Here is a 12,910-nt window from a genome sequence, read left to right as displayed (position 1 = left end):
CAGCCGGGTGAGCAAACCAGCCGGCCAGATCGCCGCGACGCTGCGCGCGGCCGACCGCGATCGTTACCTCTCCGTCCTCTACGCGCCGGAGGGCAAGCGCGATGCGCTGTTTTCCCTCTATGCCTTCAACGCCGAGATCGCCGCCATACGCGACCGGATCCGCGAGGCGTTGCCGGGCGAGATAAGGCTGCAATGGTGGCGGGATGTGCTGGCGGCATCTGAAGGGGCTGGCGAGGGGCATCCGGTCGCCGCGGCGCTCGTCGAGACCATCCGCCTTCACAATCTGCCCCGGTCCGCCTTCCACAACTATCTCGAGGCGCGCATTTTCGACCTCTATGACGACCCGATGCCGAGCCGCGTCGATCTCGAGGGCTATTGCGGGGAAACGGCATCGGCAATCATCCAACTCGCCGCGCTGATCCTCGATCCGGCCGCGGCCCCGGCGCATACGAAGCTTGCCGGCCACGCCGGCTGCGCGCTTGCCATCACAGGCCTTCTGCGGCTCCTGCCGATTCACCGGGCGAGGGGGCAGTGCTATGTGCCCCGCGACATTCTCGCTTCAGCCGGCATGTCGCCCGAAGAATTCCTGGCGGGAGCGCCGGATGGTTCGGCGCGACATGCCGTCGAGGCGACGGTCGCGCTCGCAAGCGATCATCTCGCCGCTTTCCTGAAGAATGCGCCCGATCTGCCGCCCGGCCTGCGGCCGGCCTTCCTGCCGCTCGCTGTGGTTCCGGCCTATCTTTCGAAGCTTTCCCGCAACCCGGCGGCGGCGCTGGAAACTTCGGCGGGTATCTCGGACTTGCGGCGCCATTGGATCATGCTGCGCGCCGCATCCAGCGGCTGGCGTTGATCCACGCCTTTGACGTAAACGTCAATCGTGCTAGCGTCGGAAAATGCCGTAGAAGCGGCCAGGGAGGAAACCACTTTATGACCTTGCCGGTGCTGATCGCCATCGTGGTGGTCGGGATAGCGCTTGTCGTGGTCGCCGTTCACCTGACAGGCGGCAGCAGGGTCGCGACCATCGGCGGCGACGATCATGCGCGCCAACTGTTTCAGCAGGATTTTCCCGACGAGCTACCAGGCCATGTGGCGATCACCACCGACCGCATGTCGGCATTCCTGGCGCTTTCCGGCGGACGCACCGGCATCGTCCAGAGTTTCGGCGACGGCTATTTCACCCGCATGACGGCGCCGAAGGACGTCGCGGCAGTGACGTTGCGGCCTCCCGCCACGGTGTCGATCCGCTTTCGCGACTTCACCTGGACGGGCGGCCATTTCACCTTCGCGCAGGAGAGCGAAGCGCGAGCGGTCGCCGCCGCGCTCGATGCGGCAGGGCAAAGGGAAAGCCAGGAGGCCTGAGCATGGAGAGCTACGACTTTCCCAGCGTGACCCAATACGCCATTCCGTTCTTTGTCGCCGCCATCCTGATCGAACTCTGGCTGGTCAGAACCGGTCGGGCGAAAGGAGCCTTCGAGACGCGCGACACCTTCACCAGCCTGATGATGGGTACCGGCAACGTCGCCGCCGGCATCCTGCTCGGTGTCGTGTCGTACCAGGCGCTGCTGTGGCTCTGGCAGTTCCGCTTCTTCGATCTCGGTCTTTCGCTTTGGGTCTTCGTCGCGGCGTTCCTGTTCGACGACCTGCGCTACTATTGGTACCACCGCATTGCCCACCGGGTGCGCTGGGTCTGGGCGGAGCACGTCAATCATCATTCCAGCCAGCACTACAATCTGTCGACCGCCCTGCGGCAGAGCTGGACGGGCCTGTTCACCGGCATGTTCGTACTGCAGGCGCCGCTCGTGCTGCTCGGCTTCCATCCGGCGGTCATCGCTTTCGTCTTCGGTTTCAACCTCGTCTGGCAGTTCTGGATCCACACCGAGACGATCGGCAGGATGTGGGGCTGGTTCGAGTTCATCTTCAACACGCCGTCGCATCATCGGGTCCATCACGCCACCAACCCGCGCTATCTCGACGCCAACTATGCCGGGACGCTGATCATATGGGATCGCATGTTCGGCACCTTCGTCGAGGAACTGCCGGAGGACCGGCCGCGCTACGGTATCGTGAAGAACCTCGGAACCTTCAATCCGCTGAAGGTCGCCTTTCACGAGTGGATCGGCATGTTACGCGACGCGTTCGCGCCCGGGCTGAGCTTTCGCCAGCGCTTCGGCTATCTCTTCGCGCCGCCCGGCTGGAGCCATGACGGCTCGCGGGAGACCTCGCAGAGCCTCAAGGCTGCCTATGTCAGGCGCAACCCGGCGGAAGCCGGCAAGCCCGGACTGCCGGAAGCGAGCCTCGGGCCGGCCGAGTGACTGGCGGAGCGGGGCGGTCGCTTGGTCGGAGCTCTTGACAGGAGACGGCTCCGATCAGGTGGCGCTGTCCTTCCTCGTCGGGACGAAGTCCGCGAAAACGGCTTCGGATTTCGCCATCTTCGCCTGCAGCGCGGTCATCAGATCGTTCGCCCTCAGCATGCCGCCGTTCCAGGTCGCGATATAGTCGAGCCCGTCGGCAACGGAATGATCGCGGGCATAAGCGAGGTTGCGCTTGATGCCGGCGATCGCCAGCGGCGACTTCTTCGCGATCGAGGCGGCCAGAGCATGAGCGCCTTCCATGAGGCTCATGCGGTCGTCGGCAAGCTGGCTCAGCAGGCCGAACGCCTTCGCCTCGGCCGCGGTGAAGCGCCGGCCGGTATAGGCGAGCTCGGCGGCGATCGACGGCGCGATCAGCTTGGGCAATCGCTGCAGCGTTCCGACGTCGGCCGCCATTCCGATATGGATTTCCTCGATCGAGAAATAGGCGTCGGCGCTGGCGAGCCGGATGTCGCAGGCCGTGATCATGTCGATGCCGGCGCCGATACAGGCGCCGTGGACGGCGGCGATGACGGGAAAGCGGGCGCGTTCGATGGCGTTGAAGGCGTCCTGCAGCCTCAGGATAAGGTCGCGCATCGCATAGGCGGCGCGGCCGGGCTCGTTCTCGAACAGCCTGGCGATGTCGGAGAAGGCGGCGAGGTCCATGCCGCCGGTGAAATGTTTGCCCTCGCCAGAGAGGATCGCGCAGCGGATCGCCTCGTCCTGCCCGAGCGCGTCGAGCAATCGCGGCAGGTCGGCCCAGAAGTCCGGCGTCATGCCGTTCGCCTTGTCGGGGCGGTTCATGACGATGCGGGCGATGCCGCCGTCGCATTCGACCTTGAAGAAGCTGCTCTCGAGTTCCGGTGCCATCATCCCTCCCGACAGTGGCGTCTTCGGACTATTCGGCCGCTTCGGCCGTCGTGTCCAGCCCGAGCCACGCGCGGCAGTCGGAAATCGCACGCGCCGTGATCGCCTTTTTCTTGGCCAGCGTCTTTTCCTTGCCGCGCAGGCGCTTGCCCTCGGGCTTCGGCGTGGCGGCCGGCGGAAACAGCCCGAAATTCACGTTCATGGGCTGGAACGAGCGCTTGCCGGGCTCGTCGTCGGAAACGATGTGACCGCCGGTGATGTGGTTGAGCAGCGCCCCGAAAGCGGTCGTCGCGGGCGGAGGCGCGAGTGGTCGGCCAAGACGCTCGGCTGCCGCGAACCGGCCGGCCAGCAGCCCGATCGCAGCGCTCTCGACATAGCCCTCGCAGCCCGTGATCTGCCCGGCGAAGCGCAGGCCCGCACGCCGCTTGAGCTGCAGGGTGCCGTCAAGCAGCGTGGGCGAGTTGATGTAGGTGTTGCGGTGCAGGCCGCCGAGCCTGGCGAATTCGGCATTCTCCAGTCCTGGAATCATACGGAAGATGCGCGTCTGCTCGCCATGGCGCAGCTTCGTCTGGAAGCCGACCATGTTGTAGAGCGTGCCGAGCGCATTGTCCTGGCGGAGTTGCACGACCGCGTAGGGCTTCACCGATGGATCATGGGCGTTGGTCAGGCCCATCGGCTTCATCGGCCCGTGGCGCAGCGTCTCTGGCCCCCGCTCGGCCATCACCTCGATCGGCAGGCAGCCGTCGAAATAGGGCGTGCCTTCCCATTCCTTGAACTCGGTCTTCTGGCCATCGAGCAGAGCCTGCACGAAAGCCTCGTACCGGTCCTTGTCCATCGGGCAGTTGATATAGTCCTTGCCCGTTCCGCCCGGGCCGACCTTGTCGTAGCGCGACTGGAACCAGCAGGTATCCATGTCGATCGTGTCGAAATGGATGATCGGCGCGATCGCATCGAAGAAGGCGAGCGCGTCGGCGCCGGTGGCGCTGCGGATCGCCTCGGCGAGCGAAGGCGCGGTGAGGGGGCCGGTGGCGATGATCGCGAGGTCCCAGTCCTCGGGCGGCAGGCCGGCCACTTCGCCGCGTTCGATCGTGATCAGCGGATGGGCCTCGATGCGTTCGGTCACATCAGCGGAAAAACCGTCGCGGTCGACCGCGAGCGCGCTGCCGGCCGGCACCTGATGGGCGTCGCCGGAACGCATGATCAGCGAGCCGGCAAGCCGCATCTCGGCATGCAGCAGGCCGACGGCATTTGTCTCGGCATCGTCGGAGCGGAAGGAATTGGAGCAGACCAGCTCGGCGAGCCCGTCGGTCTTGTGCGCCTCCGTGCCGCGCACAGGGCGCATCTCGTGCAGGATGACGGGCACGCCCGCCTCAGCCGCCTGCCAGGCCGCTTCCGAACCGGCGAGCCCGCCGCCGATCACATGGATGGGTTTCATCGTCATGGCCGCCGGAATAGTCCTCGCAACGGCCAAATGCAAGGAAACCGGACGTCGATGCCTGTCCGGCGGCTCCAATCGCCGAGCGCCGGGCTTCCCGGCGGCAAGCACACGGGGAACCTTCGCGTCAGTGCCGTCGATATTTTCTCGCATGCTTCCATGAGGCCGATCCGCCAGCGGCGGAAGCTGCCTCCTCGGGCAATGGGGCCGGCCATGGCGCACAGGCTGTTGCATTTCTGCCGCGTGCCCAGGCAATTCGAGTTGTTGCCGTCACCGCGCGTTGCGGCGACTCGATCCGCCGATTACTCATCGGTTCATGAGGAGCCGTTTTCCTGCCCTTGTTGCACCACTGGTTCTGTTCTGCCTTGCCGGATGCACCTCCGTGACCAGTCGCTACGAGGGTGAGTTGAAAAAGGTCGATACGGCGCGGATCTATGCGTGCCACGGCTTCGACTGCTACCACAAGACCCGTGTCGACCTCGGCGCGGCCGACGCCGGCCGTTTCGCCGAGATCATGGCGGCGGGCGCCGCTTCGCCCGAGGCGGAGCGTGCGGCGATCTCGAAAGCCGATCAGTATTTCGAGGATAGGGTGGGCCAGACGATCGGCGTTCGCGATCAGCCGAAATCGAGTTTCGGCAAATCCGGGCAGAAGGGGCAGATGGACTGCATCGACGAATCGACCAACACGCGTTCGTTGTTGCTTTACCTCGCCAAGCGCGGCCTCTTGAAATACCACACCGTCGAGAAGAACGTGTCGCGCGGTTTCTTCTTCGACGGCCGCTACCCGCATTCCACGGCTGTCATCACCGAGAAGGGCGGCGGCAAATGGGCGGTCGATTCCTGGTATGCCCCCATGGGCGGCGCGCCTGACATCATCCCGCTCAGCCAGTGGCTGCCGCGCGGCGTGCTGTCGAGCGGCGCGCTGGACTGACGATCGGATTTTCGGGATTGGCTTGCCTGGAGCAGCCGGTATCGGCGCGGGCGCTATAGTACCCCTGAATGCACAACACCCGCCGGGGGAGGAGGTCCGGCGGGTGTCGTTTTGTTCGGCCAGCAATCGGGAGGAGGTGAAAGCTGGCCGTATCCGCCAGGACCTGGGAGGAGGAAGGTCCTGACGAAATCTCGCTGTCAGATCGACTTGCGCGCGACGAAGGGGATGTCGCTGCGGCTGATGCCGAGGTCGGTGAGTTCGCGGTTCGACAGGCGGCTCAGCTCGGAAACGGTTTCCCGGTAGCGGCGCCAGTTACGGTAGTTGCGGATCAGGTTCATCGTAGTGCTCGTTTCGTCTTTGCTTCGTACGTTCGTCTCTGTGTACGAGGCGTAGATAGGCCCGGCCGTTGGCCTTTTGAAGTGCTGTTGCTGCATGGCAGCAATGCAGATTGTGCAATGCAACATCACGAAACTTACGCAATTGTCGCATGAGGTTATCTGCGAATCGAAAGTGTCATGGCGTCAACCACTTGCGTGCTAAGGTGCGAGTCGGCCGCAGTGTCGCGATCGCGGAGTCTCGGTCATCCCGATCGGGTGCCGACGGTGCTTCGGCATTGCATTGGACGCAAGATTCCCGGGGTGATCCAGCCCCCGGAGGTCGACGACGGAAGAGCTCGCAATGGCGACCTATTCGGCTCGGGTGAAGAAGGACATAGCGCGCTGGGTCGAGCAGGGCCTGATCGGTGTTGCGACCGCGGATGCGCTCTCCCGCGACGTGGAGGCGAACGAACGGCGCTCCCTCAGCTTCGGATCGATCCTGGCGATCCTTGCGGCCATCCTGTTCGGAGCGGCGATCCTGCTGATCGTGGCCGCGAACTGGGAAGGGATCCCGCGGCTGGTGCGTGTCGGGCTGCTCTTCGCGCTGATCCTGGCGGGTTATGTCGGCGGCGCGTTTCTGAAGCTGCGGCAGCACGAGGCGTTCGGCGAGGCGCTCTGGCTCGTCGGCGCCGCGGCCTTCGGCGGCTCGATTGCGCTCATCGGCCAGATGTACCACCTCGCTGGCGACGAAGCGCAGGCCGTGCTCACCTGGTGCCTGGGCACAGGATTGGCTGCTGCGGCGCTTCGATCGGGGCCACTGACCGTCGCTGCCGCGGGGCTCGCAGCCGCCTGGCTGTTCCTGACCGGTTTCGAGATCTGGCGCGACAGCCCCATTCCGCACCTGTTCCTGGCCATTGCCGCCGCGCTCTGGCTGATCTCCTATTGGACCCGGAGCAGGGCGGCGCGGCATCTGATCCTGTTGTCGCTTATCGGCTATGTGGCGCTGCTCGCCGTCCGGCAGGATATGGTGCCGGTAACGGCTGCCCTGGCTGCCGTCTCGGCCGTGCTTTTCGCGCTGGCCGTGTGGCTGCCCGTTTCGACCGAAAGCGTGGCCCGCATCGACGGCCGCCTGCCGGTGCATGGCCTGATCGGCTTCCTCGTCGGCATGGCTATGCTGCAGGCCGAGATCGCCGATGATCTTGGGCCGTTGGTCCTGGCGGCTGCCGTGACCTTCGCGGGTGCGGTCGCCGCGCTGGTGCTCGGGGGCCGGGAGAGCCGGGGCCTGCGCTGGATCGCCTATCTCGGCTTTGCCCTGGAACTCTGCTTCGTCTACGCAGCCATGCTCGGCACGATGCTGGGCACTGCGGGCTTCCTCCTGGCTGCAGGCGTCATCCTGGCGCTGCTCGCCCTCGTCATTATCCGCGTCGAAAGACGCATGAACGCCGCCCCGCAGGGAGTTGCCGTGTGATGACGGCGAAGAGACTGCTCATTTCGGCGATCGTTCTGTCGCTCCTGCAGATCGGCTTCCTGGGCTGGATCATCACCAGCCGCGCCGGCCTGCTGCGGGCCGGGACGGAAGTGCTTCTCAGGATCCAGCCGGTCGACCCGCGCGATCTCTTGCGCGGCGACTACGTCTCCCTGCGCTACGACATCGACCGCATCCCGGCGGCGATCATAACCAACATTCCGCCCGGTGCCTCCACGACCGAAGCCGGGCCGCTCTTCGTGCGGCTGAAGAAGGGGACGGACGGTTTCTGGGAGGCGGCCTCGGCCAGTTTCGGTGCGCCGCCCGCGACGCCGCCCGGGCCCGGCGATGCCGATATCAGGGGCGATGTTGCGGCCGGCTGGTCCCTGGATCAGGCCGCGTTCGTCGATCCCGACTACGGCATCGACCGGTTCTATCTTCCCGAAGGCGAGGGGCGGGCGATCGAGAACGACATGCGTGAGCGGCCCTTCGCGATGCGCGTGGCGATCGGCCGGGATGGCACGGCCCAGATCAAGGCCCTGATGGACGGCGACAAGACGCTTTTCGAGGAGCCGTTGTACTGAAGACGACGAAGCATCAATCGGAGTTCGTCATACTTCGATTTTGCTCGTCGGCAGCGGAAAACACGTTAGGGAGATCGGGAAGCTGAAAGCCGTAGGCGCTTTCCGCTTCCTTGTGGACCAGTGCGAAGAAGTGGCGCATGGCCGCCTTCCTTGACGGGTACGCTCGGCCAGGCCCTACAGCCAGCCTGCCTGCTTTGCGATCACTCGAGCGGTTCCTTCCGGAAGGTTCCAGGCGAGCGACACACGGATATCGTCTTTAATATGCAGGAGCGAGCCAGAGCTATGCCGATCTCGGACGAGACTTTCGTTGATGCGACGATGCAAAATCCCGCGAACGTCGAGATCATCGAGCGTTTGCGATGTCTCGGGTTGCCGCAATGCTTCCTGACGGCGGGTTGTCTTTTCCAGACTGTTTGGAACCTGCGATCCAGCCGCCCGGCACAGGCCGACATCAAGGACTACGACATCTTCTACTTCGACAACAGCGATCTGTCGTGGGACGCCGAGGATGAAGTGATTCAGCAGGCCAAAGCGCTTCTCAGCGATCTCCAAGTCTCGATTGAAGTCAAGAACCAAGCTCGGGTCCATCTGTGGTACGAAAAGCGGTTTGGTGGCAGCTATCCGCAGTTGCGGTCCTCGAAGGATGGCATCGATCATTTCCTCATTTCCGGTACCTGCGTGGGAATCGATGTCAGTACAGGCGAACTCTACGCGCCGAACGGAGTGCAGGCGGCGTGGAACGGTGTCTTGGAAATCAATCCTAAGAACGCGCGGCCTGACCTCTTCCGCAAAAAGGCAGAAGACTTCCTAAGCCGACGGCCTTGGCTGACAATTGACTCGCTATCGTCGCCTGGTCGTCCGCGGGCAGTGTCGTGAGCGAACTTCCGCTCAGGTCGCACTTTGTCGTCTACAGGGAGACTATCCAGGGGCGAACCCGGAGGGTTCGCAAGGGCGACCGCCCGTCGGCCGGGCAGGCCGCCCCATCGGATCCGTGAGCGAAGCGAACTGACGTGAGATCAAGAAATGGTGCGCCTTTGGCAGAGGCATCGAACCCGAAGGGTTCGCAAGGGCGACCGCCCGTCGGCCGGCCAGGCCGCCCCATCGGAGCGGTGAGCGAAGCGAACTGGCGTGAGATCAAGAAAATGGTGCGCCTGAGCGGTGAAGGATCGAACCCGGAGGGTTCGCAAGGGCGACCGCCCGTCGGCCGGCCAGGCCGCCCCATCGGAGCCGTGAGCGAAGCGAACTGGCGTGAGATCAAGAAAATGGTGCGGATGAAGGGACTCGAACCCCCACGCCTTTCGGCACCGGAACCTAAATCCGGGGCGTCTACCAATTCCGCCACATCCGCAACGCGACCGCCAAATCCCACGCGGTCATCATTCTGTCAATCTCCGGGCCGAAAGCGATGTCGCGGCAGGCGTGAAGATAGTTGAAAATCCGGCCCGTGTGTGACAAAAGGCGTGGCAAATGTGACGGGACCGGCGTTCCGCTCGACCAGAATCTGGTAAGTAAAAGGAAAAACAGGCACTTACCGTCTTCCGGCGACGAGTTTCATGAAGAAGGCGTAATCCGCTGCGGCAGCGGGAGGCGCTTCCGAAATCCCTCACACAACGGCACTCCCGGCACGAAAATCCGGCAGGCTCACCACAGGCGAGGCCCCTTCCAGGGTATTCGTGAACACAAAGGTTGAATGATGCAGGTAACCGAAACGCTCAATTCCGGTCTGAAGCGCGAAATCAAAGTCGTTGTACCGGCCAGCGACATGGAAGCCAAGCTGATGAAGCGGCTTTCCGACGCGAAGAACAAGGTCCGCATCAACGGTTTCCGTCCTGGCAAGGTGCCCGTCCAGCATCTACGCAAGATGTACGGCAAGTCCTTCATGGCCGAGGTCGTGAACGAGATCCTCAGCAATTCTGCCCGCGACATCCTCTCTGACCGCGGCGAGAAGGCGGCCATGCAGCCCGAGGTCAAGATGACCGAGGACGAGAAGGAAGCCGAGAAGATCCTGGCTGGCAACGCCGATTTCGAGTTCGAGCTGGCCTATGAGGTCATCCCGGCAATCGAGATCAAGGACTATAGCGGCATCAAAGTCACCCGCCAGGTCTACGACGTGCCCTCGGAAGAAATCGAGGAGCAGGTGAAGAAGATCGCCGAATCGGCGCGCTCCTACGAGCCCAAGGAAGGCAAGGCCGCCGAGGGCGACAGGCTGACGATCGATTTCCTCGGCAAGCTCGACGGTGTCGCCTTCGACGGCGGCGCCGGTTCCGACCAGTTCCTGGTTCTGGGCTCCAAGCAGTTCATCCCCGGCTTCGAGGAGCAGCTTGTCGGCGTGAAGGCCGGCGACGAGAAGACCATCACGGTCACTTTCCCGGAGGACTATACGGCAGCACATCTCGCCGGCAAGGAAGCCACCTTCGACGTCACCGTCAAGGAGGTGGCCAAGCCGGGCGAACTGGAACTCAATGACGAGACGGCGAAGAATCTCGGGCTGGAGTCGATCGACCGCCTGCGCGAGATCGTGAAGGGGCAGATCGAGAGCCAGTTCGGTACGCTGACCCGTCAGAAGGTGAAGCGCGAACTGCTCGACCAACTCGACGAAAGCTACAAGTTCGAGGCTCCGTCCAAGCTCGTCGAGGCCGAGTTCAACAACATCTGGAACCAGGTGACCAGCGACCTCAAGGGTGCCGGCCGCAGCTTCGAGGACGAGGAGACAACTGAAGACGAGGCGCGCGACGAGTATCGCCGCCTTGCCGAACGTCGTGTCCGCCTTGGCCTGGTCCTCGCCGAGATCGGCGAGAAGGCGGGGGTCCAGATCACCGACGAGGAGATGCAGCGCGCGCTGTTCGAATTCGTTCGCCGCTACCCGGCCGACCAGCAGCAGGGCATCTTCGAGTTCTATCGCAGCAACCCCGCGGCGCTCACCAATCTGCGCGCGCCTCTGTTCGAAGAGAAGGTGGTCGATCACCTGCTCACGCAGATCTCGGTCACGGATCAGAAGGTGAGCAAGGAAGAGTTGCTGGCCGACGACGAGGACGAAACCGAGACCAAGAAGAAGCCGGCCAAGAAGGCCGCTTCCAAGAAGGCGGACAAGGCCGAGAAGGCCGAAGGCGCCGAGGCAACGGAAGCGGCAGAGCCGAAGAAGAAGGCGGCCCCGAAGAAGAAGGCCGCCGCGAAGGACGACGCCGCCGAGTAAGGCGGGCCAGCGACAACGCAACGGAGAAGGCCGTCCGCGAGGGCGGCCTTTTTCGATGATTCAGACCATGGCTTTTGCGGTCACAAGCGAAGTTGCCGCAGCCGCGAGTTGCTGCGTTTCCGTGGCCGTCCCGCGGAACGCGGCTCTTGCGCTCACTTCTCAATCGTCCGGGATCACTGCCGGATTGAAGACGACTTCCCAAAGATGATCGTCCGGGTCCTGGAAATAGCCGGCGTAACCGCCCCAGAACGTCTTCTGCGCCGGCTTGACCAGACGCGCTCCGGCATCGATCGCCTGGCGCATCACGGCGTCGACGTCCTGCTCGCTGGCCACGTTGTGACCGAGGGTGAACTCCGTCGCGCTGCGCGCGGTCGCCGCGATACCAGCGTCGCGGGCGATGTCTTCGCGACCAAAGAGCGCGAGCCTCAGCCCATGCTGGAGGTCGAAGAACGCGACCGCGCCATGCTCGAATTCGGTACCGATAATGCCTTCCGTGGCAAGGCCGAGGCCGTCGCGGTAGAACCGGACGGATGTCTCGAGATCGTCGACCCCTATGGTGATGACGGTGATCCTTGGTCTCATGATCGTTTTCCTTCTCGGCTGTTCGTCGCGATGGAAAGGGGCATGTGCCCCTGCCGCGCTCTGACCCATTTTGCAACTTTCGGCCGTGGTTCCTTGAACAAATCGGCCACGGCACGCGTTTTCGAATGGGCTCGTCTCGGCCCCCCGCGGTATCCTGTGTGTGGCTTGCCAGAGCACCGAGCCCGTAGCGGCAACGGCCTCGGGAAAATTCCGATGTTTGAGCATACGGGAAAGGGACAAGACGCCGGGCCGCTCGCACAGGTCACGGGTGAATACCTTGAGCGTCCGGCCCCGCGGTCGCTGCGCGACAGCTTTGCCTGTGTCTGGACCCACCGGATGCCGCTGGCGCCGGTGCGGCAGGTGGTCATCGTTCCCGATGCCACGATCGACCTGCAATGGCTCGACGGGAAGTTCCGGATCGCGGGCCCCGACAGTTCTGTCCAGCAGGAGATCGTGGCGGCCGGCGCGACGGTCGTCGGCTTCCGGTTCCGGCCTGCCGTGGCCACGGCGTGGCTCGGGGCTTCCGCGGAAGAATTTCGCGACCGGCGGGTGGCGCTGGAGGACATCTGGGGAATGAAGGCTCGGAATATGGCGGCTGCCGTTCGCGATCACCTGGAGGCTGAAGGGATCGTCGGCGCGATTGAAGCTGTCCTTGCCCGGTTCGGACCGGAGTGCGCTGCCGCCGATGCTGCGATGCGCGCGGCCTACACACTGGTCGCCGAAGGGCCTCCATCCGGCATCCCGCTCGTTCCCTGGCTCGGCCGCGCCCTCGGCATGAGTGAAAGAACGCTGCGCCGCCGGTTCGACGAAAGTTTCGGCTACGGCCCGAAGACGCTCGATCGCATTCTGCGCCATCAGCGCTTTCTGCGCCTGGCAGGCACCGAGGGCGTATCGACGGCAATGCTGGCCGCGGAGGCCGGCTATTCGGACCAGGCGCATCTGGTGCGCGAGAGCCGGCGCCTCACCGGCAGCACGCCGCTGGAACTCCGGCGCGCCTTGCGCGCCGACGCCTGTCACCGTCCATCCGCAATCAATTCTTGCTGACCGAACGATCTTTCGATTGACTTCGCCTGCCGGACTGCTGAATTTCTGACGCAGAGTTTCACTGTCGGCAGGATTGCGTCCGCCCGGTTCACGATCGCGGCGTTCTTTTGATCTGGCCGCCGACGGCATGGCCACCAGGGAACG

14 protein-coding genes and 1 tRNA gene are annotated in these 12,910 nt (G+C 64.1%); 9 read left to right on the top strand and 6 right to left on the bottom strand.

The annotated features are described in order from the left end of the window. Positions 1-7: 7 nt before the first annotated feature. The 3 genes from JN280_RS24955 (at position 8) to JN280_RS24945 (ending at position 2,312) form a co-directional block, all read left to right on the top strand. A complete protein-coding gene (locus JN280_RS24955) occupies positions 8-850 on the top strand; it encodes a phytoene/squalene synthase family protein (RefSeq protein ID WP_202306263.1) in 843 nt (280 codons plus the stop codon). 77 nt (positions 851-927) lie between these two features. Further along, positions 928-1,359 carry a hypothetical protein gene (locus tag JN280_RS24950; RefSeq protein ID WP_202306262.1) on the top strand — a complete coding sequence of 144 codons (432 nt, stop codon included), beginning with the start codon at positions 928-930 and terminating at the stop codon, positions 1,357-1,359. A gap of 2 nt (positions 1,360-1,361) precedes the next feature. Next, on the top strand, positions 1,362-2,312 hold the full coding sequence (locus JN280_RS24945) for a sterol desaturase family protein (RefSeq protein WP_202306261.1): 951 nt from the start codon (positions 1,362-1,364) through the stop codon (positions 2,310-2,312). 54 nt (positions 2,313-2,366) lie between these two features. Here the strand turns inward: JN280_RS24945 and JN280_RS24940 are convergent, their stop codons facing one another. Together JN280_RS24940 and trmFO are read right to left on the bottom strand one after the other, a co-directional pair. Then, the gene (locus JN280_RS24940) at positions 2,367-3,218 is read right to left on the bottom strand and encodes a crotonase/enoyl-CoA hydratase family protein (protein ID WP_202306258.1); all 852 of its coding nucleotides are present in this window, start codon (positions 3,216-3,218) and stop codon (positions 2,367-2,369) included. A gap of 28 nt (positions 3,219-3,246) precedes the next feature. Beyond that, entirely contained in the window at positions 3,247-4,656 is a 1,410-nt protein-coding gene (trmFO, locus tag JN280_RS24935) for a methylenetetrahydrofolate--tRNA-(uracil(54)-C(5))-methyltransferase (FADH(2)-oxidizing) TrmFO (RefSeq protein ID WP_202306256.1), read from the bottom strand. Between the two features lie 376 nt (positions 4,657-5,032). Between trmFO and JN280_RS24930 the strand changes: the two genes are divergently transcribed. Beyond that, a complete protein-coding gene (locus JN280_RS24930; protein WP_202306255.1) occupies positions 5,033-5,581 on the top strand; it encodes a hypothetical protein in 549 nt (182 codons plus the stop codon). 197 nt (positions 5,582-5,778) lie between these two features. Here the strand turns inward: JN280_RS24930 and JN280_RS24925 are convergent, their stop codons facing one another. Continuing rightward, positions 5,779-5,919 carry a DUF1127 domain-containing protein gene (locus tag JN280_RS24925; protein WP_106727353.1) on the bottom strand — a complete coding sequence of 47 codons (141 nt, stop codon included), beginning with the start codon at positions 5,917-5,919 and terminating at the stop codon, positions 5,779-5,781. Positions 5,920-6,259: 340 nt separating this feature from the next. Here JN280_RS24925 and JN280_RS24920 point away from each other — a divergent pair, with 340 nt between their 5' ends. Next, positions 6,260-7,366, top strand: coding sequence for a DUF2157 domain-containing protein (locus JN280_RS24920; RefSeq protein WP_202306254.1), 1,107 nt, complete (start codon positions 6,260-6,262; stop codon positions 7,364-7,366). Then, positions 7,363-7,947 carry a GDYXXLXY domain-containing protein gene (locus JN280_RS24915; RefSeq protein WP_202306253.1) on the top strand — a complete coding sequence of 195 codons (585 nt, stop codon included), beginning with the start codon at positions 7,363-7,365 and terminating at the stop codon, positions 7,945-7,947. Before JN280_RS24920 ends, JN280_RS24915 begins: the two co-directional genes overlap by 4 nt. A gap of 13 nt (positions 7,948-7,960) precedes the next feature. On the opposite strand, the gene JN280_RS39575 is transcribed toward JN280_RS24915, so the two are convergent. Beyond that, positions 7,961-8,086 (bottom strand): type II toxin-antitoxin system HicB family antitoxin, encoded by a 126-nt coding sequence (locus tag JN280_RS39575; RefSeq protein ID WP_244742034.1) that lies wholly within the window; start codon positions 8,084-8,086, stop codon positions 7,961-7,963. A gap of 143 nt (positions 8,087-8,229) precedes the next feature. On the opposite strand from JN280_RS39575, the gene JN280_RS24910 reads away from it, so the two are divergent. Continuing rightward, positions 8,230-8,823, top strand: a complete 594-nt coding sequence (locus tag JN280_RS24910; RefSeq protein ID WP_202306252.1) for a nucleotidyltransferase family protein — start codon at positions 8,230-8,232, stop codon at positions 8,821-8,823. Between the two features lie 387 nt (positions 8,824-9,210). Here JN280_RS24910 and JN280_RS24905 read toward each other — a convergent pair. Next, positions 9,211-9,295: transfer RNA gene (locus JN280_RS24905), tRNA-Leu, on the bottom strand. A 345-nt stretch (positions 9,296-9,640) separates the two neighbouring features. Between JN280_RS24905 and tig the strand changes: the two genes are divergently transcribed. After that, complete coding sequence (tig, locus tag JN280_RS24900) at positions 9,641-11,140, top strand: trigger factor (protein WP_202315032.1); 1,500 nt, start codon at positions 9,641-9,643, stop codon at positions 11,138-11,140. Between the two features lie 159 nt (positions 11,141-11,299). Here tig and JN280_RS24895 read toward each other — a convergent pair whose 3' ends face one another. Next, on the bottom strand, positions 11,300-11,722 hold the full coding sequence (locus JN280_RS24895) for a VOC family protein (RefSeq protein ID WP_202306251.1): 423 nt from the start codon (positions 11,720-11,722) through the stop codon (positions 11,300-11,302). Between the two features lie 213 nt (positions 11,723-11,935). On the opposite strand from JN280_RS24895, the gene JN280_RS24890 reads away from it, so the two are divergent. Further along, positions 11,936-12,766 (top strand): helix-turn-helix domain-containing protein, encoded by an 831-nt coding sequence (locus tag JN280_RS24890; protein ID WP_202306250.1) that lies wholly within the window; start codon positions 11,936-11,938, stop codon positions 12,764-12,766. Positions 12,767-12,910: the final 144 nt, after the last annotated feature.

The sequence above is a fragment of the Mesorhizobium sp. L-8-10 genome, from assembly GCF_016756635.1.
Lineage (GTDB): Bacteria > Pseudomonadota > Alphaproteobacteria > Rhizobiales > Rhizobiaceae.
This window is presented reverse-complemented; position numbering and strand designations above follow the sequence as displayed.

Bases quoted from the DNA above. Each gene is read 5' to 3' on its own strand.
- JN280_RS24910 (WP_202306252.1), top strand. From the start codon at position 8,230: ATGCCGATCTCGGACGAGACTTTCGTTGATGCGACGATGCAAAATCCC.
- JN280_RS24920 (WP_202306254.1), top strand. From the start codon at position 6,260: ATGGCGACCTATTCGGCTCGGGTGAAGAAGGACATAGCGCGCTGGGTC.
- JN280_RS24895 (WP_202306251.1), bottom strand. From the start codon at position 11,722: ATGAGACCAAGGATCACCGTCATCACCATAGGGGTCGACGATCTCGAG.
- JN280_RS24925 (WP_106727353.1), bottom strand. From the start codon at position 5,919: ATGAACCTGATCCGCAACTACCGTAACTGGCGCCGCTACCGGGAAACC.
- JN280_RS24940 (WP_202306258.1), bottom strand. From the start codon at position 3,218: ATGGCACCGGAACTCGAGAGCAGCTTCTTCAAGGTCGAATGCGACGGC.
- trmFO (WP_202306256.1), bottom strand. From the start codon at position 4,656: ATGACGATGAAACCCATCCATGTGATCGGCGGCGGGCTCGCCGGTTCG.
- JN280_RS24890 (WP_202306250.1), top strand. From the start codon at position 11,936: ATGTTTGAGCATACGGGAAAGGGACAAGACGCCGGGCCGCTCGCACAG.
- JN280_RS39575 (WP_244742034.1), bottom strand. From the start codon at position 8,086: ATGCGCCACTTCTTCGCACTGGTCCACAAGGAAGCGGAAAGCGCCTAC.
- JN280_RS24945 (WP_202306261.1), top strand. From the start codon at position 1,362: ATGGAGAGCTACGACTTTCCCAGCGTGACCCAATACGCCATTCCGTTC.
- JN280_RS24950 (WP_202306262.1), top strand. From the start codon at position 928: ATGACCTTGCCGGTGCTGATCGCCATCGTGGTGGTCGGGATAGCGCTT.
- tig (WP_202315032.1), top strand. From the start codon at position 9,641: ATGCAGGTAACCGAAACGCTCAATTCCGGTCTGAAGCGCGAAATCAAA.